22 protein-coding genes are annotated in these 21,999 nt (G+C 38.6%); 19 read left to right on the forward strand and 3 right to left on the reverse strand.

The annotated features are described in order from the left end of the window. The first annotated feature begins 107 nt into the window (after positions 1-107). The 3 genes from B3209_RS08365 (at position 108) to B3209_RS08375 (ending at position 2,351) form a co-directional block, all read left to right on the forward strand. The gene (locus B3209_RS08365) at positions 108-1,478 is read left to right on the forward strand and encodes a sodium ion-translocating decarboxylase subunit beta (RefSeq protein WP_414718100.1); all 1,371 of its coding nucleotides are present in this window, start codon (positions 108-110) and stop codon (positions 1,476-1,478) included. A 69-nt stretch (positions 1,479-1,547) separates the two neighbouring features. Then, positions 1,548-1,889 carry a hypothetical protein gene (locus B3209_RS08370; RefSeq protein WP_295795560.1) on the forward strand — a complete coding sequence of 114 codons (342 nt, stop codon included), beginning with the start codon at positions 1,548-1,550 and terminating at the stop codon, positions 1,887-1,889. A 66-nt stretch (positions 1,890-1,955) separates the two neighbouring features. Then, positions 1,956-2,351, forward strand: a complete 396-nt coding sequence (locus B3209_RS08375) for a hypothetical protein (protein ID WP_296690459.1) — start codon at positions 1,956-1,958, stop codon at positions 2,349-2,351. A gap of 119 nt (positions 2,352-2,470) precedes the next feature. Here the strand turns inward: B3209_RS08375 and B3209_RS08380 are convergent, their stop codons facing one another. After that, complete coding sequence (locus tag B3209_RS08380; RefSeq protein WP_296690461.1) at positions 2,471-3,316, reverse strand: DUF5718 family protein; 846 nt, start codon at positions 3,314-3,316, stop codon at positions 2,471-2,473. A 210-nt stretch (positions 3,317-3,526) separates the two neighbouring features. Here B3209_RS08380 and rplU point away from each other — a divergent pair, with 210 nt between their 5' ends. From rplU to rsfS, 8 genes are all read left to right on the forward strand, one after another. Further along, positions 3,527-3,841, forward strand: coding sequence for a 50S ribosomal protein L21 (gene rplU, locus B3209_RS08385; RefSeq protein ID WP_013701108.1), 315 nt, complete (start codon positions 3,527-3,529; stop codon positions 3,839-3,841). A 15-nt stretch (positions 3,842-3,856) separates the two neighbouring features. Beyond that, positions 3,857-4,174 (forward strand): ribosomal-processing cysteine protease Prp, encoded by a 318-nt coding sequence (locus tag B3209_RS08390; protein WP_296663811.1) that lies wholly within the window; start codon positions 3,857-3,859, stop codon positions 4,172-4,174. Positions 4,175-4,204: 30 nt separating this feature from the next. Beyond that, positions 4,205-4,465, forward strand: coding sequence for a 50S ribosomal protein L27 (rpmA, locus tag B3209_RS08395; RefSeq protein WP_295800265.1), 261 nt, complete (start codon positions 4,205-4,207; stop codon positions 4,463-4,465). A 101-nt stretch (positions 4,466-4,566) separates the two neighbouring features. Beyond that, positions 4,567-5,688, forward strand: a complete 1,122-nt coding sequence (gene obgE, locus B3209_RS08400) for a GTPase ObgE (RefSeq protein WP_296690463.1) — start codon at positions 4,567-4,569, stop codon at positions 5,686-5,688. A 2-nt stretch (positions 5,689-5,690) separates the two neighbouring features. Next, on the forward strand, positions 5,691-6,347 hold the full coding sequence (gene nadD / locus B3209_RS08405) for a nicotinate (nicotinamide) nucleotide adenylyltransferase (protein WP_296690465.1): 657 nt from the start codon (positions 5,691-5,693) through the stop codon (positions 6,345-6,347). Then, positions 6,331-6,939 (forward strand): bis(5'-nucleosyl)-tetraphosphatase (symmetrical) YqeK, encoded by a 609-nt coding sequence (yqeK, locus tag B3209_RS08410; protein ID WP_295800274.1) that lies wholly within the window; start codon positions 6,331-6,333, stop codon positions 6,937-6,939. The genes nadD and yqeK overlap by 17 nt, the downstream gene beginning before the upstream one ends. Positions 6,940-6,957: 18 nt before the next feature. Further along, positions 6,958-8,181 carry an LCP family protein gene (locus B3209_RS08415; RefSeq protein WP_296663806.1) on the forward strand — a complete coding sequence of 408 codons (1,224 nt, stop codon included), beginning with the start codon at positions 6,958-6,960 and terminating at the stop codon, positions 8,179-8,181. 6 nt (positions 8,182-8,187) lie between these two features. Beyond that, a complete protein-coding gene (gene rsfS, locus B3209_RS08420; RefSeq protein WP_296091287.1) occupies positions 8,188-8,535 on the forward strand; it encodes a ribosome silencing factor in 348 nt (115 codons plus the stop codon). A 4-nt stretch (positions 8,536-8,539) separates the two neighbouring features. On the opposite strand, the gene B3209_RS08425 is transcribed toward rsfS, so the two are convergent. Both B3209_RS08425 and B3209_RS08430 read right to left on the reverse strand, forming a co-directional pair. Next, the gene (locus B3209_RS08425) at positions 8,540-9,532 is read right to left on the reverse strand and encodes a lytic transglycosylase domain-containing protein (protein ID WP_296663804.1); all 993 of its coding nucleotides are present in this window, start codon (positions 9,530-9,532) and stop codon (positions 8,540-8,542) included. Next, positions 9,532-10,596 (reverse strand): tetratricopeptide repeat protein, encoded by a 1,065-nt coding sequence (locus B3209_RS08430; RefSeq protein WP_296663803.1) that lies wholly within the window; start codon positions 10,594-10,596, stop codon positions 9,532-9,534. Before B3209_RS08430 ends, B3209_RS08425 begins: the two co-directional genes overlap by 1 nt. 123 nt (positions 10,597-10,719) lie before the next feature. Between B3209_RS08430 and B3209_RS08435 the strand changes: the two genes are divergently transcribed. The 8 genes from B3209_RS08435 to B3209_RS08470 all read left to right on the forward strand — a co-directional run bounded on the left by B3209_RS08435 (position 10,720) and on the right by B3209_RS08470 (position 21,828). Further along, complete coding sequence (locus B3209_RS08435; protein ID WP_296663801.1) at positions 10,720-11,166, forward strand: hypothetical protein; 447 nt, start codon at positions 10,720-10,722, stop codon at positions 11,164-11,166. Continuing rightward, entirely contained in the window at positions 11,153-12,964 is a 1,812-nt protein-coding gene (locus B3209_RS08440; RefSeq protein WP_296663799.1) for a tetratricopeptide repeat protein, read from the forward strand. Before B3209_RS08435 ends, B3209_RS08440 begins: the two co-directional genes overlap by 14 nt. 166 nt (positions 12,965-13,130) lie before the next feature. Then, on the forward strand, positions 13,131-13,556 hold the full coding sequence (yajC, locus tag B3209_RS08445) for a preprotein translocase subunit YajC (protein ID WP_296663797.1): 426 nt from the start codon (positions 13,131-13,133) through the stop codon (positions 13,554-13,556). Then, positions 13,549-15,285: a protein translocase subunit SecD gene (secD, locus tag B3209_RS08450; protein ID WP_296663795.1), complete on the forward strand. Its 1,737-nt coding sequence runs from the start codon at positions 13,549-13,551 to the stop codon at positions 15,283-15,285. The genes yajC and secD overlap by 8 nt, the downstream gene beginning before the upstream one ends. Further along, positions 15,285-16,535, forward strand: a complete 1,251-nt coding sequence (gene secF, locus B3209_RS08455) for a protein translocase subunit SecF (RefSeq protein WP_296663793.1) — start codon at positions 15,285-15,287, stop codon at positions 16,533-16,535. Before secD ends, secF begins: the two co-directional genes overlap by 1 nt. A gap of 139 nt (positions 16,536-16,674) precedes the next feature. Then, a complete protein-coding gene (gene ispH, locus B3209_RS08460) occupies positions 16,675-17,529 on the forward strand; it encodes a 4-hydroxy-3-methylbut-2-enyl diphosphate reductase (protein WP_296663790.1) in 855 nt (284 codons plus the stop codon). A gap of 63 nt (positions 17,530-17,592) precedes the next feature. Further along, positions 17,593-18,663, forward strand: a complete 1,071-nt coding sequence (locus B3209_RS08465; RefSeq protein ID WP_296663788.1) for a hypothetical protein — start codon at positions 17,593-17,595, stop codon at positions 18,661-18,663. A 3-nt stretch (positions 18,664-18,666) separates the two neighbouring features. Further along, positions 18,667-21,828, forward strand: a complete 3,162-nt coding sequence (locus tag B3209_RS08470) for a FlgD immunoglobulin-like domain containing protein (RefSeq protein WP_296663786.1) — start codon at positions 18,667-18,669, stop codon at positions 21,826-21,828. The last annotated feature ends 171 nt before the right edge of the window (positions 21,829-21,999 follow it).

Below are 21,999 nucleotides of genomic sequence, written 5' to 3' on the forward strand. Positions count from 1 at the left end.
TATCTGCCGCCTCTTTTTAGGAGCGGTGGAAGTTTTTTTAAGGAAATAGTATGCCTGATACAAAGAAAATTAAAAATACAAAAATTGCATTTATTATGCTTTCGATTATGGCAGTTGCTGGAGTTCTTTCATTTACAACAAGAACTTTTGCGCAAGACAAACCTGCTCCAGCTTCTGGAATGGAACGTGTAATAAAAGGAACTGAAAACTGGAATGGAAAATATGATATTTCTATTTCAAAGTTCTTAAAGAATATTGGAAAGTCAACTGGAATCTATAAGATGATTCATCAGCCTACAGCGGAAGAGCTTGCGTTGGAAAAAGCGCAGGCAGAAGCTCAGCTTGCGGCGGAAGAAAACAATCCGTTTGATGAAGCTCCTAAAGCTCCGGGCTGGCAGTCTTTGATTATGCTTGCAATTGGCTTCCTTATTATTTATCTTGCAGTTGGAAAAGGATTTGAGCCGCTTCTTCTTATTCCTATTGGATTTGGAACTGTTCTTGTGAATATTCCGGGCGCGGCAATGGGAGACGCTCCTCATGGAATGCTTCATATAATTTACAGCGCGGGCGTTGGAAACGAATTCTTCCCGATGCTTATTTTCATGGGAATTGGCGCAATGACTGACTTTGGTCCTCTTATTGCAAATCCAAAAACTGCATTGCTTGGCGGTGCTGCCCAGTTTGGCGTTTTCTTTACGCTTTTCGGTGTTGCATTTATGAACGCTTTTCTTGGAACTGACTATACAATGCTTCAGGCTAGCGCGATTTCAATTATCGGCGGTGCGGACGGTCCTACTTCAATTTATGTTTCTGGAAAGCTTGCTCCTGAAATGATGGCGGTTATTGCGGTTGCCGCATATTCTTACATGGCTCTTGTTCCGATGATTCAGCCTCCGATTATGAAACTTCTTACGACAAAAAAAGAACGCCTGATAAAAATGGATCAGCTTAGGCCTGTTTCAAAGACAGAAAAAGTTTTGTTTCCGATTTTGCTTCTTGTGATTTCAATTCTTCTTTTGCCGCCAGCTTGTCCTTTGATTGGAATGCTTGCGTTCGGAAACTTCGTAAAGGAAAGCCATGCTGCGGAACGTCTTTCTAAAACTATGGAAAACGAGCTTATGAACATTGTTTCAATTCTTCTTTCTCTTGGTGTTGGAAGCCAGATGACTCCTGAAAAAATCATTAAGAAAGAATCACTTGGAATTATTGTTCTTGGTCTTTTTGCATTTGCAGTTGCCACAATTGGCGGTCTTGTAATGGCAAAAATCATGAATCTTTTCCTTAAGAAGAAAATTAATCCGCTTATTGGTTCTGCGGGAGTTTCTGCGGTTCCTATGGCTGCCCGTGTTGCGAATAAAGTTGGACTTGAGTACGATCCTTCAAACTTCCTTTTGATGAATGCGATGGGACCGAATGTTGCCGGTGTAATTGGAACTGCAATTGCTGCTGGTGTTTTCATTGCAACTTACGGTGCTTAGTTTTTTATGGCAGAACTGCATTTTATAAAGTGCGGTTCTGTTGTTTTTTTGTGCCTGAATTAAGGTTTTATGCAGAAAAAATTTTTATACACTATTTTAATTGTCTTTTCAGTTTTTCTGTGGATTTTATATCCTGCATTCAGGCACGAGCTTAAAATTTCCAATAAATGCGCCCTTGAATTTGAAAACGATTCAGGCGCAGTTATTTTGTCTTTTTTTGACAATTCCACTGTTGAAGCATTTGTGCATGAAGAAAGAAAATTTGAAATTTCTTTTGCGATTTGCTTTGCGTTTCTGGCACTTCTTGTTCTTGTAATTGAAAAGAATATTGATTTTTCTTTATGTGCGCTGAACGTTCCTGTCAAGAATAAATACATTGATTTTGTAATAAAGCAAACTTCCGTCTTATAAAGTTCCTCATAATTTTTTCACTTTTAATTTTTATGCTTTCTCATTGTTTTTTATGGAGGAATTTTTATGTTGCCTTTTTACTCTGCTGGAAAAATCAGAAATGCTGAAAAGAATTCAATTCTTTGCTCTTTAGTTGATGCGGTCGATTCAAACTGCGTTATGGACAGGCAGCTTGTAATCAGTGATTTGCAAAAGCATGACGAGGCTGCCGGCGAAGAGTCAAAGTTTGGAAATGTGTCTGTTCATGTTGCAATGTCAGTGGGCGTAAAGTCTTTTTGTATTGCGGCAGGAATTTTAAAAGACCGTGCTGAGCTTATAATTTTATGGAATGAAATGTCTGAGCATAATCTTGACTTGATGTCAAAAGTTGCCCAGCTTCTTGAATATGCAGACAAAAAAGGAATGGATGCACTTAAAGCCTTGGATTTTTTAAAGAATAGCATTTGTGCCTGTTCAAAATAAAACCTTAAACCGCTGAATCTTTGCTTTTAAAAATCCGGCGGCTTAATTTAGGGTTTATCAAAACCCTAAAAACGGCTGAGTCAAGGTCTTGAGCATAAGCGTACCTTGACCAGACGTATCTACTGCAAAATTACTTTTTGCCTTAAAACACTTATTTCTTTATCGTTAAAAGAATTTTCAGCCGCTATTTCTTTGATTTCAGCGTTTGAATATTTATATTCAGGATAAAGAATGACAATGCTTTCATCTCCGTCTTTTAAAAAAATTGTTTCCCCGAATTCTGTGTAACGCGTAGCTCCTATTGAAACCATTATCTGTTTTGGCAGGCCTGCTGATGTAAGATAGCTTCCGACATCTTCTGCTGTGCCTTCATCTTTTTGTGTGTTGAATTTTTCTATGAGCCAGTTTGTGAGCTTTTCAAAAATATAGTTGTATCCTTTTACAGGGCTGTCTTCTCCGTATTCAAAGATTTTTCCATCTCTAAAAAGAAAGCAAGCGATTCTGTATTTTGCAATATTCCCGTTTTCAGAAAACTCGTCAATGCTGATTAAATTTTTTGAAAGTCCTTTGCTGCATTTGCCCCAGTTTTTTTTCATGCTGATTTTTTTTGCTCCAGGTTTGCGGATAGAGCAGTCGTTTGAGGCTCCAAATTTCACGGGAACAAGTGATTTTAATTTTCCGCAGTTCCATTCAGCGTTTAAAATCAGAGCGCATTCTGGTTCAATCTGAAGTTTTTCTTCTCCGCACGGGAAAATTATTTTGCCCGAATCAAATGGAAATATTCCAAGAAATTCCGGCACTGGATTTTTTGCATTCGGTATATATGTTGGAAAAATTGCTTTTGGCGCATTTTTTTCTTTTGTCTTTACATTCTTAAACTCAACGGTTTCTCCTGCCTGCTCCAGATGTCCTGTAAAATTTCCTGCGACTCCAAAGCATGGGAGTTTTTCTAAATTAAATTCCATAGTTCCATTCTATATGAAACTCTTGGAAATTTCAATTTTGTAAAACAAGTTTGAAAATGCGGTGTAAATTAAAAACTGAATTTTTTATTTATCGGCAGAAATTCGCTTGACCTTAGTTTATGAAATTTGTTAAAATGTCTTACTAATTGTTGAAATGCTTTCAAGGAACCCGTTACTCCTTGGGGCAAAAAAAATTTAGAGGTTTATAAAATGTACGCAATTGTTGAATTCAAAGGCAATCAGTACAAGGCAGAAAAAGACGCTGTTCTTGAAGTGTCAAAGCTTGATGCAAAAGATGGCGATGTAATCACAATCGATACAGTTCTTCTTGTAAGTGATGGCGATAAAGTTTCTGTCGGTTCTCCTTATGTAAAGGGCGCTAAAGTTACTGTAAAAGTTGGAGAAACTTTCAAAGATAAGAAAGTTCTCGTATTCAAATACAAGTCAAAAAAAGACTATCATCGTCTTATTGGACACCGCGAGCAGTATACAAAGGTTACTGTTCAGGATGTTGTCTTGGCATAAGTGACGGAAGTTCTTTTGGTTTGCGGCAAAGACGGAGCATTAAAGAGTGTAAAAGCTTTTGGGCATGCTTCGTTTGCTGAAAAGGGCAAGGATATTGTTTGTGCTGCTGAATCTATAGTTTTGGGCACATCAGTTGAAATGCTTCAAAATACAAAAGAGCTTGTTTTTAATGCTGACACTTCTACCCGTGGCTTTTTGGAGTTTCGGGTTGAAAAATCCGCAGCCTCTGCTGTGGAACGCTTGAAATGCATTGGGGATTTTATAAGATTTGCTTTTATAAAACTTTCTGCTGAATATCCTGATAATGTGCGGTTTCAAGAAATAATTGAATAATAGTCCGGTTTATGCCGGCGGAGGATTAAAATGGGACGTACTAAAGGCGGTAGCGGTGCTAAAAATGGCCGCGATTCAAACCCTAAACATTTGGGCGTTAAAAGATTTGGTGGAGAAAAAGTTACTGCCGGTTCTATTCTTGTAAGACAGCGTGGAACTCGTATCCATCCTGGCAACAATGTAAAGCGTGGAACAGACGACACTTTGTATTCTGTTGTTGACGGTGTAGTAAAATACACAGAACGCATGAATCGCAAACTTGTTTCAGTAGAACCTGTTTCTGCCAACTAATAAAGAAAGTTTTTGTCTTTAGGATTTGAAATTTTCTAAAATAATTTAAATGCCCGGCTTGGAATAATTATCCTTGCTGGGCTTTTTTTATGGGAGCAACGATGATTCAATTTGCTGATGAGGCTGTTATTACTGTCCGTTCTGGAAAAGGTGGCAACGGTTGTGTTTCATTTAGGCGTGAAAAATATATTCCAAACGGCGGTCCGAACGGCGGTGATGGCGGTCGCGGCGGAGATGTGGTTTTTTGTTTAAAGAAGAATCTTAGAACTCTTGCCCATTTAAGGTATCACCCGATTTTGAAGGCTAAAAACGGCGGCGATGGGCAAGGCTGGAATCGCTATGGAAAAGATGGCGAGGATGTTGTAATTCCAGTTCCTCCGGGAACTACAATCCGCGACAATGAAACTGGCGAACTTATTTATGATTTTACTGTTGAAAGCGAAGAAGAGCAGTTTGTTTTTTTGAAAGGCGGAAATGGCGGTTGGGGAAATGTGCATTTTAAATCAAGCACGAACCAAGCTCCGCGTATTGCAAACAAAGGCGCGCCAGGACAGGAAAGAGTTCTGCGTGTTGAGCTTTCTGTTATTGCGGATATTGGTCTTGTTGGATTTCCGAATGCAGGAAAATCCAGTTTGCTGGATCTTTTTACAAACGCGCGCCCGAAAATTGCTCCGTATCCTTTTACAACAAAAATTCCGAATCTTGGCGTGCTTCATGCTGGCGATGACAAAGATTTTATTATTGCAGATATTCCCGGAATAATAGAAGGCGCATCTGAAGGTGCTGGTCTTGGTATAAGGTTTTTAAAGCATATTTCAAGAACTGCCGGGCTTTTGTTTATGATTGACTGCAGTGATGAAAATTTTCTTGAAGCCTATGATTTGCTTTTAAAGGAACTTGACGGATTTGGCAGGGAACTTACAAAGAAGCCAAGAATTGTTCTTTGCAATAAAATTGACATTGAAGGCGCGCTTGAAAATGCAATGAAAGTAAAGGAAAAAATCCAAAGCAAAGAGCCTGATGTAAAAGTCCTCGCAGTTTCTGTTGCGGCAAGAACAAACATGAATGAAGCAAGAATTGAAATAATTTCGCTTATTGAAAAAATGGAATCGCTCAATAAACCTGTTTCCGAAGAAAATTCCGTGCCTGAAAAAAGTTCATTTTTATCCAGCCGCTCCGTGGACGATTCAATGGAAGTTCAGTTTCCGGGAAGTGAAAACTGAAAATGAAAATTGCAGTTTTGGGTGGAAGTTTCAATCCGATTCATATCGGGCATCTTGCTTTGGCGGACGAAATTTGTCTTTCGCTTGGATATGACAAAGTTTTTTTTGTGCCGGTTTTTTCTCCGCCGCATAAAAACATGAACGGAGCTTTGCCGCCTGAAAAACGAGCGAAGATGGTTGAGCTTGCTTGCAAAGATGATTCGCGGTTTGAAATGGAGCCTTGCGAAATTCTACGTGGCGGAGTTTCGTTCACTTATGACACAATCTGCTTTATTGAAGAAAAATACAAGCCTGAAAAAATAGGACTTGTAATTGGCAGAGACTTGTTTTCAACTTTTCATCTTTGGAACAATGCTGCTTTGCTTGTAAAAAAGTGCGAGCTGATTTTGGCGGAACGACCATTTCAGATTGAAGATAAAAATTTTAAAAACAAAGCGACCGGGAAATATTTTGAAGTGGAAAATTCCGCAGAAAAAGAATTTCGGATTGAAGACGAGCCGCTTTTTAAAAATGCAGTTTTTCTGAAAAATGAGCCGCTCGCCGTAAGTTCAACTAGCATAAGGTTTAGGGCGGCAAATAAAATGGCCTTTCAATATCTTGTGCCTTCAAAAGTTTTCAAGTATATTATTGACGGTAATTTGTATGGAAGCAAAAACTGAACAGCTTATAGAAACAATCAGGAAATATGCAAAGTCGGAACTGAAAGAAAAACGCTTTGAGCATTCTGTCCGTGTCGCGGAAACAGCGGCTTTTATGTGCGGCTTGTTTGGCTGCGACAAAAACATTGGTTATCTTGCAGGACTTTCCCATGATATTTGCAAAAATATGGAAGATTCTGAAATTCTTTCTCTTGCGTCCGAAGATGGGAATTCTATTTCTGAAATTGAAAAAAACAAACCTTCGCTTTTGCATGGAAGAGCAGCCGCAGTTTTGCTTCAAAAGAAATTTTCCGTGAAAAATCCTGGTGTTATTCAGGCTGTTGCGAACCATACACTTGGCGGTGCAGGTTTGTGTCCTCTTGCAAAAATTATTTATGTTGCTGACAAAGTTGAGCCTGGACGCCCGCAGTCAACAGAAGAATATAGAAAAAAACTTTTTTCTATGCCTCTTAATGAGATGACGCTTTTTGTTGTTCAAGAAAATATGGAGTATTTAAAAAACAGACAGAAAAAAATTGCAGATTCAAGCTATGAATTTGAAGCGGATTTAAAGAAGCAGATTGCCTCGGAAAACTCTCTTCGTGCCAGCTAAGTTTTAAGGATTGTAAAAATGAATATTTCAAAAGACCAAAGAAATGGAATTTTTCTTCTTGCTATTCTTGTGATTATTATTGGCGTTGTTGGCTTTGTTGCTTTTTCGCTTCGTGTGGATCCTATTGAAGAAAATCTTAAATTGAATCCTGTTATAAACAGCCTTTGGATTTTAAAGGATGATGAAGGAAACGCTCTTTCAACAGACGTTCTTGTTTTTTACCCTCAGACAGGACAAGCTGCCGCTTTTGACATTTTAGGAAACACAGGCGCAATTTATAAAAGCCTTGGGCGTGTTGACAGAATTGATTCAGTTTACAAAGAAAAAGGCCTTGCTTCTTATAAAGAAGAAATTGAAAAACTTATCGGAAAGAAAATTCCTTTTACAATTGAAATAAAACTTTCAGACTTGGAGGTGCTTACAGACTATCTTGGCGGACTGAATGTTTTTATTTCCTTTCCTGTTGATGAAACAGATGAAAATGGAATGCGCTGTCTTTTTCCTAGCGGTGCTGTTGTTTTGGACGGAGATAAAATCCATGACTATGTTATGTATAAAAGTCCGTCTGAAAATGCAAGCGACCTTGAGGACAGGCGTCAAGCTGTTTTTGTTTCATTGATTTATGCTTTAAAAGAAAACCGCAATATTATTTTTGCAAAGAATAATTTTTCAGTTTATGAAGAAAAAATCAAGACAAACATAGACAAGAAAAATTTCTATAACTTGATGAAAAAAATTTCATTGATTGACACTGAGCGCTTTTCAATTCAGACTATAACAGGAAGTTTAAGAACTGTTGACGGACAGACTCTTTTGTTTCCGTATTATGACGGTCAGCTCATAAAGGATGTTATAAATCAGGCTATAAGTTCTCTTGTTTCAGGCGATTCTGGAAATCAGAACCGTGTTTATGTCCTTGTAATTCAAAATGGAACAACGGAGCAGGGGCTTGCGCGCAACACTTCTTTCCTTTTGCAAAGCGCGGGTTATGAAGTTCTCGAAACAAAAAATGCCGACCGCAATGACTATGAAAAAACTGAAATTATAAATCATATTGGAAACTCTGAAGCTGCAAAAACTTTGGGAAATTTTATTCATTGCTCAAATATAATTGATGAGGAACTTATGCCGGAAAATGCTGATTCCACAAGTGCTGCTCAGGCTGACTTTACAATTATTTTGGGCAAAGATTTCAATGGGCGTTTTGTAAAAGGAAGTTCTTCTTCTAAATCGTCCGAGTGAGGAAAAATGGAAAAAACTGTAAAAGAAATGGCGCTGGAAATTGCCAAGCTGATGGAAGATGGAAAAGGCGCGGATGTTTGTGTTATCGATGTTTCTGAGCTTAACAGCTGGACTGATTATTTTGTAATTGCAACTGTTTCAAGCGGTCCGCATTGGCAAGGTCTTTACAAGGAAATAAAGGATTACATAAAAGACACCGATCTTGAAATCCATAAAATTCATAACAAGACTTCTCAGGGCAATGACTGGAATTTAATTGATTTAGGTCCGATTGTTGTGCATCTTATGAGCCAAGATGCAAGAGACTTTTACGAGCTTGAAAAACTTTGGCATGCAGGCAAAAAAATAATGTAGAAATTTACCGAAGGTTTTCTGCGGCAATTTTTGCTTTGCCAGCTGGAAGCCTTAATCTGTAAGTTGTTCCGGGCGGCGTAGTTTCCTTTAGAAGCTCGATGTTAAGCATTTTTACAGTTTCTAAAGGAATTCCGGCTGCCTTGGCTACAGTTGAAAGTTTTATACTTCCTTTTATTGTAAGGTAGCTGAATTTTTCCGGAGCAACACCTTCAATCCTTTTGTCTGCGACTCCGATTTCAATAGCTCCATAAAAATCTGCATTTTCAACAATGTCCGCAATTGCTATAAGTTTTGGAATATATTCAGAAGCCTGCTTGCTTAGAAGTCCCTTTTCTGATAAAGCCCAATAATCTTTTCCAGGGTTCACTTTTACAATTCGGCCAACTGCTCCTGCTCCCATATTGTATGCAGCGATTGCCAAATGCCAGTCGTTAAACACTTTGAAATTTTCCGCTAGCTTTGAAAGCGCGGCATCAGTTTCTTTCCATGGATCACGCCGCTCGTCAAAATATTCATTCTTTTTTAAATAAGGATGCATGCTGTTTGCCATGAACTGCCAAAGCCCGGTTGCGCCAGAGCCAGACACCGCTGTTGGTTTGTAGTTTGACTCAACAATTGGAAGATATTGCAGATAAAGCGGCATTTTCTTTTCTTTGAGTTTCGCTCTTATATATGGTCTGTATGGAATTGAATCGTAAAGGATTTCAGCAAGCCACTGCCTGTTTGAATCTGTAAGGTAGCGTTCCCTGTATTTTAAAGTCTGCTCTTTAAAAACTCCAGAAATGCCAATGTCCTTGCGTTTTGGCTCTGGAATTATATAGTTCTTTTGAACTGAAACTTTCTTTTCTTTTCCTGAGCCTGAAACGACTTTCGTCTTTGCAGGACTTTCATTTTTTAATTTTGACAAGCCGATTTCAAAATCAGCAACTGGCTCTTCCGCAAAAATAAACGAGGCTAGCAATATTGAAAATATAGAAGATGCAAATTTTTTCTTCATTACAATTTTTCACCAAAGTAAATTCCAGCCCATTCCCAGCGTCCGTGGATTTCCGGGTCAGCTGGAAAATTCACTTTTCTAAAATAAAGATACCAGACATTCACGTAATTGCTCCAGCCTGTTGTGCGCAAATATGCTTCGGTTGGAGAAGACGACGGATCAAGTTCTGCGCTGTAACGGATTCTGTTGCCTCGCATAAATGAGCGCATCGAAAAACTTTCTTGGGCGTTCACATCAGTTTCAACTTGTCGCCAGGACATTGCAAAAAAGTTGACTTTTGACTTATAGCGGTCCAATGCTTTGTAATTGTATGAAGAAATTCCAGACTTTACAGCGGCAACAAGAGCGTCAAGTGTTTCAAATGTCCAGTCTTTTGATGAATTGCTAAAATCTATAAGCTGCTTTGCATTTAAATATGCGTTCGGGTAGCCTGAAATTTGCAGCGTGGATGCGTCGTCTTGGTCAAGAAACTGCGTATATGAGCGGATTGCCTGATTCCATTCGCCTTCCTTTTCGTATTCAAGTGCGAGCCTGTAGAAAAGTTCCGTTGTGCTTACGTTGTTTGGAAATCGGCTTATAAGCTGGTTGAAATATGAAATTCTGTTTGCCGGACTTGAGCTGATTTGAATTAAATGCTGAAGGCATATAAAGTGAATCGATTTTCCCTGTACAATAAGGTCGTTGTAATTGTTTATAATCCGCTCAAAATAATATTCCGCTATCGGCTCAGCTTCATTTTCAAGATAAGCATAAGCTGTCATCAAAAGCCAGTATGCGTTGTAGGAATCGTCTTCATGCAGCTCAACCCAGTTTGTAAGAAAATGCACAAGCGACGGATAATCTTTTACGGAAAGCATATTGTTTGCTATTCTATTTACAACTGCGTATCTTGTTTCGCCCTTTGTTTCTTTTTTTTCAAGTAGCGAAATCAAAAGATTTTGTGTATTCTTGTATTGCTTTGAAAATGCTTCCGGCAGAATTTCTCCTTTTCTGTCTCTTGCGCATGACATGATAATTATGGAAAAAAAAGCCACTGCTGCAGATCTAAAAACTTTCCGAATCATTCTTTTATTCTACCATATAATAGAAAGTATTTTCAATTAAAAATTTGGCGCTCAAAGTTGTTCCTGTATGTTTTTAAAAGCCGTTGTCAAGAATTGAAATTTATCTTATTATTTACTTCGATTATGGAAAATCTTAAGCAGACAAAAAAAGTTTCTCTTGCAGGACTAAGAAAACGCAGCCTTTACATTGCATTGGGATTTATGCTTGTTTTTGACAGCATCTTTTTTGCCTTGCTGAACATAGAATTTTTACATTTGAATTTAAAAGAACTTTGGCCGGTTATTGTAATAAATGCCGGACTTGCTTTTATTGTTTCGGATTTATTCATTTATAAAAAAATAAGGACGGTTTTTCTTTTTCCGTCAGTCGCTCTTTTTGTTTTGGGAATTATTTTCCTGCTTTTTTCGCTTCATGTGTTCCATATTTCGTTTGCAAAATTTATTTCGGTTTTCTGGCCAATAGTCCTTTTTGTTCTGGGAATTCTTCTTATTCTTGTTTATGGAGTTCAAAGAATAAACAGCGAGGAATTTCCGTATATGAAGGATGATTCTTCAGATGACAACTTTTAGAAAGATTGTTTTAACGAAATCTGCGGCCGGATTTTTTAGAAAAGCCAAAATTTCAGAAATAATTTTTTTGCGGAAAATGCGCGGAACTTTTTATCTTGTTTTGTTTGCTACATTGCCATTTGTTTTCTCTTGTGCAAGTTCACCTTCTCCTGCGCCAAAGCCTGAAGAAAATTTGTCCGCAGTTGCGGTTCAGGTTGCTCCTTCAAAAGACAGATCGTTTTTTGCTTCCATAAATAAAGAGACGATGCGCTTGGTGGAAATCGGTTCTCCACAAAGTTTAAGGCAGGCAGCTTCTTCAATTCATAAAAGTTCGCCCGATGACTATTCAGATGCAGAAAAAAGCATCCTTTATATTTCCGCGGAAATTATGAAACTTGCATGGCCGTCTGAATCTATAACTTGGAGTGTTCCGCCTATTGCCAAAACAAATCAGTATATTGGTGCTGTTGAAAGTGCAAAAAAGGGAATTTATGATTTAAGCATGAACCGCTCTGATTTTCTTTCCATTATGCTTCCGTCGCTGGTTCTTTTGACTTCATCGGGAACAATAGAAGACTATTATGAGTTGTCCGAAAACTCTTTGAATTTTGCTCTTGAGCTTTGTCCTGATTCAGTTCTTGCAAATTATCTTATGGGAATTCTTTGTCTAAAGCAGAATAAAAATGAAAAGGCTTTGGAATATTTTAAGCTTAGCAATGGAAAATATTCTGGCGGAACAAAAGAAATTCTTGAGTCGGTGGCAAAGGCTTGTTTTTTAACAGGACAATATGAGCTTGCGCTTTCATTTGGCGAAGAACTTTTGTCGCGATTTCCGCAGGACACAGAGCTTTTAAAGACTTGCGCGTTGTCTGCTTTTCACCTTGAAGACTTTGATAAGACGGAAGGATTTGTTGTGCGCGTTCTTTTGCTTGAGCCGGATAACACAAGCTATGTTTTGCTACGTGCAAAAATCCTCATGGAAAAACAGGACTACATCAGAGCTTCTTCTTTACTCGATGCTGTTGAAAAGAAAAATGCTGTTTCCAAGGAATATTATCTTTTGCGCACACAGCTTTTGCGTGACTGGAGCAAGAATAATACCGCCGCTATAGAAACTGCCGGAACTGCTCTTAGCTTGTATCCTGATGATGTTGAAACTCTGCTTGTTGCTGCACAAACTGCTTCTGTTGCAGGTCTTTCTGTAAATGGAATGACAGCTCTTGAACTTGCTGAAAAAGTTCTTGAAAAAGATTTAAAAAATGTCCAGGCGATGCAAATTCTTTTGGATGAATACATAAAAAAATCCGATTATGCAAAAGCGTATTCTTTAAGTTCACGTCTTATGCAGATTCCTTCAGCGCAAAAAACTTCGCTTTTCAGCCACATTGATATTTGCCTTGCGTTAAAAAAGAACACAGAGGCAATGAATCTTGCGCTAAAAGCTTATGAGGAAAATCCTGCTGATGAAAATTCGTGCATGGCTTACGTAAAAGTTCTTTCTGCTTCAGGGCAAAAAAATTCAGCGATGCAGCTTATTTCAAGCCTTTTGCCTTCTGCTAGTCAAAAAATGAAAAGCTTTCTGTATTTTGAACGAAGCCAGATTCAGGGAACAGAAGATTCTGCTCTTGCTGATTTAAGGGCAAGTTTGACTGCAAACCCGCGCAACAAGGATTCTCTTTACAGGCTTTATGAAATTTACTATGCAAAAAAAGACTGGAGACGGGCGCAGTACTATTTAAAGCAGGTTGTGGCTCTTGATCCGTCGAATTCTTTATATCTAAGTAAAAATTCCGAGCTTGAAAAACTGCTTGGAAGATAATTTTCTCTCGTTGAAAAATCACCTCAATTGCTTATTGCAAGAAAATTTAGAACTTATGAAAATGATTGGTCTAAATAATTCTCTGAATTAATTCTCTTGTAAATTTATGCGAATAATGTTATTCTTCTATACCATTTTAAATTAATTACGAAGGAAGGAATTTAATATGTTGTTTAATTCACTTTTGTTACAGGCAGCTGATCCTGCGGCTATGGGCGGCGGATTTGGAATGTTTTTGCCTCTCATTCTTATCATAGGAATTATGTACTTTTTTATGATTCGTCCGCAGAACAAAAAGCAGAAAGAACTTCAAAAAATGCTTGATGCGCTTCAGAAGGGCGACAAAGTAATTACAATCGGAGGAATCCACGGAACTGTCAGCTCTGTAAAAAAAGATTCAAATGTTGTTACAGTAAGAGTTGATGAAAATACAAAAATAGAATTCAACCGTTCTGCAATTGCAACAGTTGTTTCTGATAAACCTGCTGTAAAAACTGAAGATAAAAAATCAGGAAAAAAGCAAAAAGAAGAGCCAAAAGCTAGCGCAGAAAACAAAGAGCCAGCTGCTTCTGAGGAAAAGAAAGATGAGTAAGAAAAGCCGGCTTTTTATGATTATTGCAGTGCTGGCTGTTTGCTTTGCCTTTTTGTGGCCGTCAATCAGCTGGTACGTACGCACTCCAAAAGAAGACAAGGTTCTTGCCTTGAGTTCTTTGGAAAATATAAAAAATTATTCAAGTTTCAAGGCTAATTCTGAAGTTAGAAAATTAGTTGATGCTGTAAAAGCAAATTCAGAAACCCCAGTTCCAGAAGATTGCCAGTGGCTTGTAAAACAGGCAAAGAAGAATTTCAAGACTGCTGGAGAAAAAGTTCCTGCCACAATTCTTTTAAAAGACGCTTTGAATTCTTTTGATTCAAAATCAGAACTTGCTTCTTTTATCGAAGGAATTTATAGAAAAAAGATTCTTAAGACAAAAGATTATTATAAGAATTCTGTAAAGCTTGGTCTTGACCTTTCAGGCGGAATGAACGTAATTGTAAAGGCTGACCTTGACTCTGTTATTGCAAAGCAGGGCGATGCTGTTTTGGACACTGCAACATTGAAGGCTGATATAATGGCTCAAGCTGTCGAAACTTTGACAAACCGCATTGACCGCTTTGGCTTGAGCTCTCCAACAATCAGACAGCAAGGCGAGGACAGAATTTATATTGAACTTCCTGGTTCTGCAGAAGCTGATCAGATTAATTCGATAATTCAGGGACGCGGAATTTTGAATTTCCGTCTTGTTGACAATGAGGCTACTTCAAATTTCAATGCTTACTATTACAACAATCCTGACACAACTTTTGACATAAGAGGAAATCTTGTTGATTCTTCCATTATTCCAGAAGACTGCGAAGTTTTGGGTTACTACACAACAGACGCTTACGGACTTGATCAGCGTGAAGGTTATCTTGTTGTAAAAAAAGAAGTTGCTCTTGATGGAAAGCACATAAAATCAGCTGATGTCGGTGCAGAGGAACTTACAGGACGTCCTGCTGTTACATTTTCTCTTGATGCTGAAGGCGCTGAAATTTTTGGAAAATTCACTGGCGAGCACGTTGGTGAAAACCTCTGCATTGTCAGCGACAATAAAATCAAGTCAAATGCTACTATAAATACTGCTATTACAGGTGGCAACGTTCAGATTACAGGATTCGGGCAGCGTGAAGCCCAGAACTTGCGTAAAGTTTTGCAGACAGCTTGGCTTGATGTTCCTCTTAGCGTAGAAAGCCAGCAGGTAATTGGAGCTTCTTTGGGAGAACAGGCAATCCGTCAGGGACTTTTGGCAGTTGCTGTCGGTCTTATTTCAATTATGGTTTTCATGCTTATATGGTACAAGGGATCTGGAATAAATGCTTGTGTTTCTCAGGTTTTGAACCTTTATATCATGTTCAGTATTTTGAGCGCATTTAATCTTACAATTACTTTGCCGACTGTTGCCGGTATGATTCTTACAATCGGAATGGCGACTGATGCGAACGTTATTATCTTTGAGCGCATAAAGGAAGAACGTCGCCTTGGAAAAGACAGGGCTTCTAGTGTAAGCGCAGGATTTGACAATGCATTCTGGGCAATCATGGACTCAAACATCACCACATTTATTGCTGCAATCTTTATGACTCAGCTTGGAAGCGGTGCCGTTCAGGGATTTGCAGTGAGCCTTGCGATTGGTGTAGTTTCAACTGTATTTACAGCTTTGGTTGTTTCTCGCCTTATATTTGATTTCCAGACAGAAGTCTTAAAAGTAAAGAATATCAGCATTGGCTGGGGGATTAAATAATGAAAACAGTAAAAAAATTCAGTAAAGCATTTCCTGCCTGCGCTGTTTTAAGTTCAGTTTTGATTCTTTTTGGAATCGCAGGATTTTTTATCCGTGGAATAAATTTCGGCATTGACTTTGTGCCTGGTCTTTTGGAAGAAGTCCGCATTGGTCCGGCCGCTATTGAAATTTCCTACAATGGTTCTGCAAATATAAGCCTTGGAACTTCAAGCACAGCACTGGAACTTGTTATAACAGGAACTGGCGCGGAAAACGAAACTAAAGTTTTTTCTTATGCACAGAATCCTTCGATAAAAGATATTGCAGATTCTCTTTCTAAAGTTGATGGACTTTCGGTTTCTGTAAAAGGCGCTGAAAATGTAAGTTCTTATGGAATTTATTTGGATAGCTCTTCAACTTCTCGTCTTTCAGCGGATATTCCTGTTTTGCTTTATGTTTCAGATGCATCAAAAAATGTTTCTATTGATGATGTTCGTTCTGCTCTTGCTTCTGAAGGTGTTGAAGTAAAGGAACTTGGAGACGATGCAAATAGAAGTTTCCAGATTCGCGCGGCAATTTCAAAGGATGGTGCTTCTTCTGATTCTCTTCAGGCAGGAATTATCGGTTCACTCAAGGAAAAATTCGGCGAAAATAACGTTGCGATTATTAAAACTGACTTTGTAGGCTCTGGATTTTCTAGCAGCAATGCAATCAAGTCTGTTATTCTTGCAGTTGTTACTTTGCTTGCAATTTGGATTTACTGTGCTATAAGATTCCACTGGGACTTTGCAGTTGGTGCAATAATCGGACTTGTTCATGACTGTCTTATAATGTTCTCGTTCATTTCATGGACACAGGTTGAATTTTCTGCGACAAGCTTTGCTGCTGTTCTTACGATTTTTGGTTACTCAATCAATGCCACAATCGTTATTTTGGACCGTGTGCGTGAAAATATCAGTTTGATTCAGACAAAGAAATTTAATGACATATTGAATGCTTCAATCTCTGAAACTTTGTCGCGCTCAATTATTACAACTGTAACAACGATGTTTGCTTCTGTTGCGCTTCTTATTTTTACTTCTGGAAGCATAAAGGACTTTGCAATAGTTCTTACAGTCGGTCTTCTTTCTGGATGTTATTCTTCTATGCTCATTGTTCCAGGCTTTGTATCTTTGATGCGCCGCAATTGGGAGCCGGGAGAATTTTCAAACCACGTAAGGCCGCATAACAGCAAAAATGTTCTTTCGTTTAACTCAACACAGAATGTTTAAAACTTGCTTTAGCCGGAATTTTTCTTCCGCTTGCTAAAGAATAATTTTAAGGCCGTAACTTTTTTAGTTGCGGCTTTTTTCTTTTGTAAGTCAGTTTTAAAAAAATAACAAAATTTTTAAACTGACACTGGAGTTGCCGTTGAAAGTTGTTCGTGCCAAAGTTCTTGGATTTTGCATGGGGGTTAGGCGTGCTGTTGAAACTGCATCTGCCGCTCTTGAAGATTCAGAAAAAAATGGACAGAAGAAAGTTTTTACTCTTGGACCTTTGATTCACAATCCTCTTGTTATGGATTCTCTTGAAAAAAAAGGCGCTCAGATTCTTGAGGCTTCTTCACTTGAAAAAGCCAAAGACGGTTCAGTTGTTGTAATCCGCGCGCATGGAACTACACCGCAAGTTGTTTCTGCTCTTGAAAATCAAGGATCGGAAATTCTTGATGCGACATGCCCAAGAGTTCATCTTAGTCAGAAGAGAGCGGCTGAATGGGCAAAGAAAGGGTTTCTTGTTGTTATTGCGGGCGACAAAAATCATGGCGAAGTTGTAAGCATTTCAGGATATGCGGAAAATCATGTTCTTGTTGTGGAAAGTTCTGAGGAAGCTCTAAAAATTGAAGTTCCTGAAAAAACAGTTTTGATTGCGCAGACAACATTCAGTCCTGTTGAGTTTGAAAAAATCGCTTCGGTGTTGAAACTGAAAAATCCTTTGGTTCAGATTTTTAATTCTATATGTTCGGCGACGATGGAGCGTCAAAATGCATTGAAAGAGCTTGAAGGCAAAGTGGATGCGATTCTTGTCATTGGCGGAAAGAATTCTGCAAATACACGCAGGCTTTTTGAAACTGCGTCCTTAATCTGCGGGAAAACTGCGCTTATAGAAGATGCTTCTGAAATTCCTGATGAAATTTATTCTTTAAAAGTTGTAGGACTTACTGCCGGGGCAAGTACTCCTGATTTTGTAATAGATGAAGTTGAGCGAGCCTTACTTTGTGGCAAATGAGAATTTTATTCCATTTAAAATAGTTTTATTTTTTGTTATAATTTGAATCTGGAGGTCTACTTTATGAAAAAAATAATTTTGACTGCGGCTTTTTTAGCAGGCATGGCTGAACTATTTGCTTATAATCCGCCTTATGGTGGCGAGGATCTTTATAGGCTTGCAAATCCTGAGCTTATGTCTGGTGCTGCGTCTGCCGCTGGCGGTCCGAATTTTACAGTTGTTCCTGCATCTATAACTTATAATCCTGCTCTTACTGCTGGTGAGCAGCGTGCTGATATTGATTTTAGCGGAACTGTTTTTTATAACTTTGACAAAATAAAAATTGAAGGCGGAAGCAGCGATAAAACTGCTGGCGGTGGATTTCAGGCTGGAATGATTGTTCCTACAAAATGGTCTGTTTTTTCGCTTACTGCAAATGCTCTTTTTGCTGATTTCTATGGAATGGATTTGAGAAAGACTTTGGTTTTTCACGCCGGCTTAGCAAAAGAAGTCAATGAAAAACTTTCCGTAGGTGCGAATGTCTATACCGGTCTTTATATGGGAAGCGGCTCTGATTTTTCTGCTGGAATAGATTTGGGCGCGCTTTATAAAATGAATAGCTTTGGCATTTTCACGAACCCAAGATTTGGACTTTCACTTTTAAATATTGGAAAAACTGCTGACTATGAAACGCTTGGAATTGATGAAAAAAAAGAATCTTCATCTTATCCGTCTATGCTTACTCCAAGAGTTTCCTTTGCTTCGACTGTCTTTGAAGTAAAGAAATGGGCTGGCTCGTTTAGCACTGATTTTGCCTTTCCGTTTTTTCAGAATTGTATAATGGATTTAGGACTTGGATTTGAATATAACAAATTTATCCGCTTGTCTCTTGGTTGGCAGGCGAATATCCGCGAAATTACAGAAGGAAAAGCTGACGGTGTGAACAGCATTTCTGTTGGAGTTTCATTAAAACTTGGAATTACTTCTAAGAAATTTTCAGAAACTAATGCTGACTGGGAAAAAAGCGAAATAACTCCTTCTGTTGCAACGCAGACACTTTATTCAGGAATTCAGGCTGTAAGTTTTGGCGCAAGGCTGGACTTGGGATTAAAAGACACTGATGCTCCTGAAATCATTCTTTGGAACGAGGAATAAAAAATGAAAAAAACAACTAGAAAAATTTTTACAGCATTTGCCCTTTGCTCTGCGCTTAGTTTTTCTTCTGAGCTTTTTGCTGAGCCTGGCATTGTTTACATTTCACCTAACAACGATGGAATTCAAGACACTCTTGAAGTTCCTTTGAAAATCCGCGAAAAACGCTATGTAAAAGAATGGAGCTTTGTAATTACTGATGAGGCTGGAAATGTTGTGCGCACAATTGGAAACAAAATTTCGCTTCCGTCAAAATTCACTTTTAAAACTTTTTTCAAGACATTGATAACTCCAAAGCGCGGCGTTGATATTCCTTCCACAATTGTCTGGAACGGATTTTTGGATGACGGTTCGTTGGCGCAGGACGGAACTTATTATTATCAGTTTACGGCTTCTGATGACAACGGAAATACTGCCACAACTTCAAAACTGCCGGTTGTTGTTGACAATACTCCGCCGGAAATCAATCTTGCAAAACTTGAAGGCGCTGATAAAATTTTTGGAGAAGGAAACAAGGCTGTATTGAAAATCAAGCAGTCTGGTTCAGCTGAAAAACTGTGGACTGCAAAAATAACAGATGCACAGGGAAATCTTGTTCGCTCATATAAATGGGAAGATTCTTCTCCATTGGAAATTGAATGGAATGGAACAGACGAAAGCAAGTCCATTATGCCAGATGGCGTTTACAACTACGAAATTACTTCAACTGACTTGGCAGGAAACACTTCTGAACAAGCAAGAATTTCAAATATAATTTTTTCTGCTGAAAAGCCGGAAACCGCAATTTCAATAAATGGCTCAAGATATTTTGCTCCGTCTCCAAAAGGAAGTGTGGCGGTTGCAAGAAAGACAATTAATTTTGCTGTTGCAATTCCGTCTCCTTCTGCAAGTGTGAACTCGCTTACTGACTGGCAGATTTCCATTGTAGGAAAAGACGATGATAAACTTTATTATTCAAAATCTGGAAAAACAAATCCGCCTTCTTCATTCTTGTTTGATGGAAAAAATAATTCGGGTGCAAATTTAGATGATGGAGAATACCGTGCAAAAATAACCGCAAAGTACTTGAATGGCTATGAGCCTGCGGCTGTTTATTCTCCTGTTTTTGTTCTTGACAATGAAGCTCCTAAGGCAGCTGTTTCTCTTCCTGCGAATACAGTATTTAATGGAAAAAATAAATTCCAGATTTCGCAGCAGCAAGTTGCGGAGCCGGCCTATACTGGAGAAAAAACATGGACAGGAAAAATTATTGATGAAAATAATGTTGCTGTAAAGAAGTTTGACTTTGACACAGTTCTTCCTGCTTCTGTTGAATGGGACGGACTTGATGATAAAGGTCAGTTTGTAAAAGACGGAAAATATAAATATGTTCTTGAAGTTTCAGAGCTTGCTGGAAACAGCAATTTGATGGAATCAAAAGAATTTGTGCTTGATACAAGCAAAACTGAACTTGCGCTTTCTGTAAGTCCGGCTGCTTTTTCTCCGAACGGAGATGGAATTCAGGACAAGGTTGTTTTAACTCCAGTTGCAAAAGCTTCCAGCGGAATCGATTCTTATGAGCTTAAGATTTTCAATGGAACAGCTGTAAAGACTTTTAAAGGCTCTGGAAAAATTCCTTCTTCATTTATTTGGGACGGACTTGCTGATGATGGAACAAGGTGCGCAGATGGAACTTATTCTGCTGTTATAAAAACAGTTGCGAATAGCGGAACAGAAGCGGAAGCTGCAAGTCAGGAATTTGTCCTTGACACAGTTGCGCCATCAATAAAAATTTCTGCGCCTTATACAGTTTTTTCTCCGGATGGAATTTCAAGTCGTCAGACTATTCCTGTAAAAGTTGAGGACTGCTCTGTTGAAACAAAATGGAACGCTGAAATTCGTAATGCGAAAAATCAGGTTGTAAAAACTTTTGCCTGGAATAATTCAAAGGCCTTGGATTTTGCATGGGACGGAACGGACGACAGCGGAAACAAAGCGGCAAATGGAGTGTATTCACTTGCAGTTTCTTCAAAGGATGCAGCAGGAAATTCTGGAAGCACAACGATTGCAGGAATTTCTTTGGATGCTCGCCCTGTAACTGGATTTGTTACGGCTGAATACAAAGGCATTTCTCCTAATGCTGACGGAATTCTTGATGCGCAAAAATTCGATATAAAAGTTTCTCTTGCTGAAGGAATTTCTTCATGGAAATTTGACATTGTTGATTCAGCTAATTCTGTTGTAAAAACTTTCTCTAGAAATGACAGTGAAAATCTTCCATCTGCAATTACTTGGGCTGGCGATACAGCGGATGAAAAAATTGCAGAAGGTACATTTACTGGAAAACTTCATGTTGAGTATGCAAAAGGAAATGTTGTAGATGCATCTTCTTCAAGTTTTATTTGTACTGCAATTCCACCTGCGCTTTCTGTTAGAACTGCTCCAAAATATTTCAGCCCGGATAACGATGGCAATGATGACGACTTGTTCATTGAGCTTGGATGCCAGACAATTGCTGGACTTAAGAATTGGAGCTTTACAATTAAAGACAGAAACGGAAAAGCATTCTGGAAAACAAGCGGAAAATCTTCAATTACAAAAAGAATCATTTGGGATGGACGCGGAAACAATGGAGAAATTGTTCAGTCTGCGGAAGATTATCCGTTTGAATTTACAGCTTACGATGAGCTTGGAATGTCAAGTACAGCTCAAGGCGTAATAAATGTTGATGTTCTTGTTGTCCGCGATGGCGACAAACTCAAAATGCAAATTCCTTCGATTATATTTAGAAGCAATGAAGCTGATTTTGGTGTAAGAACCGTTGATGCGAATGGAAAAATTATTAAGCCTGGAATTACTCAGGCGCAAGCTGACAACAATGCGCGTGTTCTAAAGCGTGTTTCTGAAATTCTTAAAAAATTCAAAGATTACAAAGTTACTATTGTTGGACACGCAAATAGAATTTCTGACAACTCTGCGGAAGAGACAGAGGAAGGGGTTTGGGGCAAGGCTTTGATTTCTCTTTCTGAGCAGCGTGCTGAATATGTAAAGAGCAAACTTGTGAAATTCGGAATTAATTCTTCTCGGCTTTCTGTTGAAGGAAAGGGCGGAACAGAACCAGTTGCAGACCGCAAGGATACAAGTGTGAACTGGAAAAACCGCCGTGTAGAATTTATTCTTGAAAAGTAAATTTGATTTGTGTGTCGAGGTATGTACTCGACTGTGATGCTTTATGAAGCGAAGCGGAATATTTTCACAGACAACCACCCGCTATGCGGGTGCGAGGCAGAAGCTTATAGCAAAAAAGCTTTCCCCGAAGGTGTACAATAAGATTGTTCAAGTCTATTGCAAAACACCAAG

It is taken from the genome of Treponema sp. UBA6852 (assembly GCA_002449305.1).
Classification (GTDB): Bacteria; Spirochaetota; Spirochaetia; order Treponematales; family Treponemataceae; genus Treponema_D.

Coding starts and splice junctions, on each gene's coding strand:
- B3209_RS08415 (WP_296663806.1), top strand. CDS start 6,958: ATGAATATTTCAAAAGACCAAAGAAATGGAATTTTTCTTCTTGCTATT.
- nadD (WP_296690465.1), top strand. CDS start 5,691: ATGAAAATTGCAGTTTTGGGTGGAAGTTTCAATCCGATTCATATCGGG.
- B3209_RS08375 (WP_296690459.1), top strand. CDS start 1,956: ATGTTGCCTTTTTACTCTGCTGGAAAAATCAGAAATGCTGAAAAGAAT.
- B3209_RS08435 (WP_296663801.1), top strand. CDS start 10,720: ATGGAAAATCTTAAGCAGACAAAAAAAGTTTCTCTTGCAGGACTAAGA.
- B3209_RS08470 (WP_296663786.1), top strand. CDS start 18,667: ATGAAAAAAACAACTAGAAAAATTTTTACAGCATTTGCCCTTTGCTCT.
- rsfS (WP_296091287.1), top strand. CDS start 8,188: ATGGAAAAAACTGTAAAAGAAATGGCGCTGGAAATTGCCAAGCTGATG.
- B3209_RS08365 (WP_414718100.1), top strand. CDS start 108: ATGGCAGTTGCTGGAGTTCTTTCATTTACAACAAGAACTTTTGCGCAA.
- secF (WP_296663793.1), top strand. CDS start 15,285: ATGAAAACAGTAAAAAAATTCAGTAAAGCATTTCCTGCCTGCGCTGTT.
- secD (WP_296663795.1), top strand. CDS start 13,549: ATGAGTAAGAAAAGCCGGCTTTTTATGATTATTGCAGTGCTGGCTGTT.
- B3209_RS08425 (WP_296663804.1), bottom strand. CDS start 9,532: ATGAAGAAAAAATTTGCATCTTCTATATTTTCAATATTGCTAGCCTCG.
- rpmA (WP_295800265.1), top strand. CDS start 4,205: ATGGGACGTACTAAAGGCGGTAGCGGTGCTAAAAATGGCCGCGATTCA.
- B3209_RS08430 (WP_296663803.1), bottom strand. CDS start 10,596: ATGATTCGGAAAGTTTTTAGATCTGCAGCAGTGGCTTTTTTTTCCATA.
- yqeK (WP_295800274.1), top strand. CDS start 6,331: ATGGAAGCAAAAACTGAACAGCTTATAGAAACAATCAGGAAATATGCA.
- B3209_RS08380 (WP_296690461.1), bottom strand. CDS start 3,316: ATGGAATTTAATTTAGAAAAACTCCCATGCTTTGGAGTCGCAGGAAAT.
- B3209_RS08440 (WP_296663799.1), top strand. CDS start 11,153: ATGACAACTTTTAGAAAGATTGTTTTAACGAAATCTGCGGCCGGATTT.
- yajC (WP_296663797.1), top strand. CDS start 13,131: ATGTTGTTTAATTCACTTTTGTTACAGGCAGCTGATCCTGCGGCTATG.
- rplU (WP_013701108.1), top strand. CDS start 3,527: ATGTACGCAATTGTTGAATTCAAAGGCAATCAGTACAAGGCAGAAAAA.
- obgE (WP_296690463.1), top strand. CDS start 4,567: ATGATTCAATTTGCTGATGAGGCTGTTATTACTGTCCGTTCTGGAAAA.
- B3209_RS08370 (WP_295795560.1), top strand. CDS start 1,548: ATGCAGAAAAAATTTTTATACACTATTTTAATTGTCTTTTCAGTTTTT.
- B3209_RS08465 (WP_296663788.1), top strand. CDS start 17,593: ATGAAAAAAATAATTTTGACTGCGGCTTTTTTAGCAGGCATGGCTGAA.